Annotated in this window: 5 protein-coding genes; all 5 read right to left on the minus strand. The window is 64.7% G+C overall.

The genetic code is table 11. The features are described from left to right. The coding region (locus RI841_RS07330) for an extracellular solute-binding protein (protein WP_310704938.1) at positions 1 to 537 on the minus strand (537 nt) is incomplete at its 3' end. Between the two features lie 41 nt (positions 538 to 578). Beyond that, a complete protein-coding gene (locus tag RI841_RS07335) occupies positions 579 to 1,376 on the minus strand; it encodes an ABC transporter permease (protein ID WP_310704939.1) in 798 nt (265 codons plus the stop codon). Further along, the gene (locus tag RI841_RS07340) at positions 1,373 to 2,296 is read right to left on the minus strand and encodes an ABC transporter permease (protein WP_310704940.1); all 924 of its coding nucleotides are present in this window, start codon (positions 2,294 to 2,296) and stop codon (positions 1,373 to 1,375) included. Before RI841_RS07340 ends, RI841_RS07335 begins: the two co-directional genes overlap by 4 nt. 10 nt (positions 2,297 to 2,306) lie before the next feature. After that, complete coding sequence (locus tag RI841_RS07345) at positions 2,307 to 3,434, minus strand: ABC transporter ATP-binding protein (RefSeq protein ID WP_310704941.1); 1,128 nt, start codon at positions 3,432 to 3,434, stop codon at positions 2,307 to 2,309. Positions 3,435 to 3,466: 32 nt separating this feature from the next. Next, a partial coding sequence (locus RI841_RS07350; protein WP_310704942.1) for an FAD-binding oxidoreductase occupies positions 3,467 to 4,425 on the minus strand: 959 nt, incomplete at its 5' end.

Genomic DNA, 4,425 nt, shown 5'->3' on the forward strand with positions numbered 1-4,425 from the left:
GTAGGCGCAGGCGCCGCCCATGCTGACCTGGCCATCGCCCATCAGGGCGAAGGGGTAGTCGGGATTGACCTCGGGGTCGAACAGCAGCGACCAGCTCTTGGGGGCATCAGGGAAGGTCTCGGTGTTGTAGACGATGCCGGTGGTGCCCCATTGGTAGGGCGCGCTGTACTGGGCCCCCGGGTCATAGGCCGGATCCTGGAACTGTGCCATGACGTTGTCGAGGTTCTCGAGCTTCGAGGTGTCGAGCTTCTGCACCAGGCCGGTCTGAATCAGCCGCGGCACATAGTAGTTGGACGGTACGATGATGTCGTACTGCGACACCCCACCCGCATTGAGCTTGGCGAACATCTCGGGCAGCGAGTTGAAGTAGTTCTGCACGACATCGACGTCATACTTCTCCTCGAAGGCCTCGATGATCTCGGGGTCCATGTACTCGGTCCAGTTGAACAGGTAGAGCTTGTTCTCCTGGGCCTGGACGCTGCCGGCGAGCAGTGCGGCGCCGACGGACAGGGCAAGTGCGGTCTTGTTGATTGTCATCTCGGACTCTCCTGGTTTCCCCTAGGGAAGGCTTGGCCGGCTCATGCCTGCCGGCGACGGCTGAATATCAGGCTGATGATGGCGGCAACAGCCACTGCCGCGATCATCAGCGCGGCGATAGCGTTGATCTCGGGCGATACCCCTTTCTTGATGGCGCCCCAGATATAGATCGGCAGGGTCGCGCTCTCCGGTCCCGCGGTGAAGAAACTGATCACGAAGTCATCCACCGACAGCGTAAAGGAGAGGAAGAAGGCCGAGATCAACGCTGGCTTGATGGTCGGAAGCATGAAATGCAGCACTCTCTTGACCGGCGAGGCGTAGAGGTCCTTGGCAGCCTCGAAGAGGGTCGGATCCAGACCCACGAAGCGCGAGTAGACGATCAAGGCCACAAAGGGGATCTGGAAGGTGACGTGGGCGATGATCATGGTCAAAAGACCCGGCTGCAGAAGCCCGGTGAGGCGATGGACCTGCACGAAGAAGGCCATCTCCGAGATGCCGAAGACGATATCCGGCAGCACGATCGGCAGGTAGATCAGCACGATCAGCCAGCCCAGCTTACGGTGACGATGGCGGTACATGCCGTAGCCGATCAGGCAGCCGATCCCCAGCGCGATCACCGAGGAGGTAATGGCCAGAATCATGCTGTTGGCGAAAGCCGAGAGGATCTCCTCGTTGTCCATCAGGCGGCCATACCAGCGCAGCGAGATCCCGCTGAAGGTAGCCGCACTGTTGGAGGCGTTGAAGGAGAAAAGCACCACGACCGCCAGCGGTAGGTAGAGGAAAGCCAGGGTGAACCACCAGAAGCCGGCCAGGCCTCGCTTGAGCGTGCGCTTTCTCATATCACCACCTCCTCACCACCACCCAGGCGCTTGCCGATGCGACGCATGGCGAACAGCCCGATGAAGGTGGCGATCAACATCAGGATCGCGCCGGCCGCCCCCAGCGGCCAATTGGCCCCACCCGCGAACTGGTTGGCCACCAGGTTGCCGAGCATCATGCCCTTGCCGCCACCGAGCAGTTCGGGAATGACATACATGCCGAAGGCGGGGATCGCCACCAGCACGATGCCGGCCAGCAGCCCCGGCAGGGTCTGGGGGAAGACGGCGTGCCAGAAGGCGCGCACCGGCGAGGCGAAGAGGTCCTGAGCGGCCTCCACCTGGGCGGTGTCGAGCTTCTCGAAGGCGGCATAGAGCGGCAGCACCATGAACGGCAGGAAGTTGTAGACCAGGCCCAGGGTGACGGCGAAGTTCGACGGATAGAGCCCCATGTTAGGGGCGATGAATCCAAGCCCCTCGGCCAGGTTGGATAGCGGCGTGCCCGGTGCCAGCAGGTTCATCCAGCCGAAGGTGCGGATCACCTGGTTGGTCCAGCTCGGCACCACCACCAGCAGCAGCATGATCGGCCGCCACTTGGCGCGGCAGGTGCTGATGTAGTAGGCGATGGGATAGGCAACGATCACCACCAGGCCAGTGGAGACGAGCGTCTGCCACAGCGAGCGCAGCAGGGTATAGAGGTTGCCGGGGCTCCAGCCCAGGAAGCCGAAGCCCGCCAGGCGCCGGAACGACTCAAGCGACAGCGGCATCTCCGGCAGACCATAGGGGCCGTTGGTCATGAAGGCCACGCCCATCAGATAGGCGCTGGGCAGCACCAGGAAGATCACGATCCAGGTGGCCCCGGGCGTCACGGTGAACAGCAGGTGCCGTGCCTCACGCACCATGCCACGACTGCGGGCGGTTGGCGTTACGCCGGTGTAGGCCATGGATGTCTCCTTATTCACTCAGCGTGACTAGATCTTCGGGCGCCACCGACACCGTGACCCGATCCCCCACCTCGGGCAGGTGCCTGCCCCGGTTGTTGAGGGTCGCCTGCAGGGTGCTCGCTCCAATATCGAGGCGATACTCGGCATGGCTGCCGCGGTAGAGCCGCTCGCTCACCACGGCGGGCAGGTGGTTGTCGCCGGCCACCTCGCCGGGCAGAAGGTCCAGGGTCTCGGGCCGGATCAGCAGCAGGTCGCCCTCCCCTGCCTCCTCGGCAATGAGCTCGCCGAGCGGGGTGGTCAGGCGTCCCCCTTGGCGGGCGGTAACCGGATAGAGGTTGTCGTGGCCCATGAAGCGGGCGACGAAGGCATTCACCGGATGCTCGTAGACCTCGCGGGGCGGCCCCACCTGCTGGATCACCCCACCGTTGAGGACGGCGATGCGGTCCGACATCACCATCGCCTCCTGCTGGTCGTGGGTGACGAAGACGAAGGTCATCCCCAGGCGCTTCTGGACCCGCAAGAGCTCCACCTGCAGCTGACTGCGCAGGCCGGCATCGAGGGCCGAGAGCGGTTCGTCGAGCAGCAGCACATCGGGCTCGTTGATCAGGGCACGGGCCAGGGCGATTCGCTGACGCTGGCCACCGGAGAGCTGGTCGACGCGGCGATCCACCAGATCGCCCAGCTTGATGAACTCGGCGATCTTCGCCACCCGGGCCTCGCGCTTCTCGGGTGACATGCCGCGCATCTTGAGACCGAAGGCCAGGTTGTCGCGCACCGAGAGATGCGGAAAGAGCGCATAAGACTGGAAGACGGTATTGACGCTGCGCTTGTGGGGCGGCACCTCGGTGATGTCCTTGCCGCCGATGGCCAGGCGACCATCGTCGGCCTCCTCGAGACCGGCGAGGATGCGCAGCAGGGTGGTCTTGCCACAGCCCGAGGGGCCAAGCAGGGTGAAGAACTCACCAGGCTCGATGGTCAGCTCGACCCCGTCCAGCGCCACGGTGTCACGACCGAAACGCTTGTGCAGACCCTGCATCTCGATGGAGGAGGCCTCACGCGCCGCCTCGGCTTGCGTCGCCTCCCCAGCCGGGCGCGCACGCGGTGACTCGATGGCTTCCGCCGCAATGGTGTCGCTCATGGGGGTGCCCTCTCGGTTATCGATGGCCCGGTTCACAGCCGGTCCCGTAGTTTGTAGAAGTTGGTGGCCAGCACCAGCAACGGCTTGCGCAGCAGGCGGCCTCCCGGGAAATGACGGTGGGGCATGGCGGCAAAGACGTCGAAGCGTTCACTCTGGCCGGCGATGACCTCGGCCAGCAGCTTGCCCGCCAGCCCCGACAGAGCCATGCCATGGCCAGAGTAGCCCTGAGCGTAGTAGACGTTGCTGCCCAGCCGGCCGAAGTCCGGGGCCCGGTCGAGCGTGATGGCCACGTCCCCGCCCCAGCGGTAGTCGATGCGCACACCCTGGAGCACCGGAAAGATCCGCGCGATCTTGGCGTCCATGCGCGCTTCGAGGCCTCGCGGTTCGCGGCCATCGTAGCTGACCTCGCCACCATAGATCAGGCGCCGGTCGGCCGAGAGTCGATAGTAGTCGAGGACGAAGTTGGCATCCGACAGGGCATCATTGCGGGGCAGCACTCGAGCCGCCTGCTCGACCGAGAGTGGCTCGGTGGCGATCATGTAGTTGGCGGCGCGCATGATACGACCGGAAAGCTGGGGCACCAGACCCGCCTGGTAGGCGTTGGTGCCCAGCACCACGAAGTCGGCGGTCACTCGACCGCCGGCGGTGAGCACGCTGGCCGGCTGACCGTGACGGATCTCCACGGCGGCGCTTCGCTCGTGGATCGTGACCCCAGCCTGGCGGGCCGCACGAGCGAGGCCCAGTGTATAGTTGAGGGGGTGCAGGTGGCCGCCCTCGGCATCATGCAAAGCTGCCGGGTAGGCATCGGTCACCACGTGCTCACGAAGCGCATTTCCCTGGAGCATGGAAAGCGCCGAGTAGCCGTAATCGCGCGCCATGCGCTCACGGAAGGCCTCGAGTTCACGCACATGACGCCGCTTGACCGCAGCATGCAGGTAACCCCAGGCCAGTTCGCAGGGAATCGCATGCCGCTCGACCAGCTCGGCGGTCA

Origin of the sequence: Halomonas sp. (genome assembly GCF_031581305.1) — a bacterium.
In the GTDB taxonomy this organism is placed as follows: Bacteria; Pseudomonadota; Gammaproteobacteria; order Pseudomonadales; family Halomonadaceae; genus Halomonas.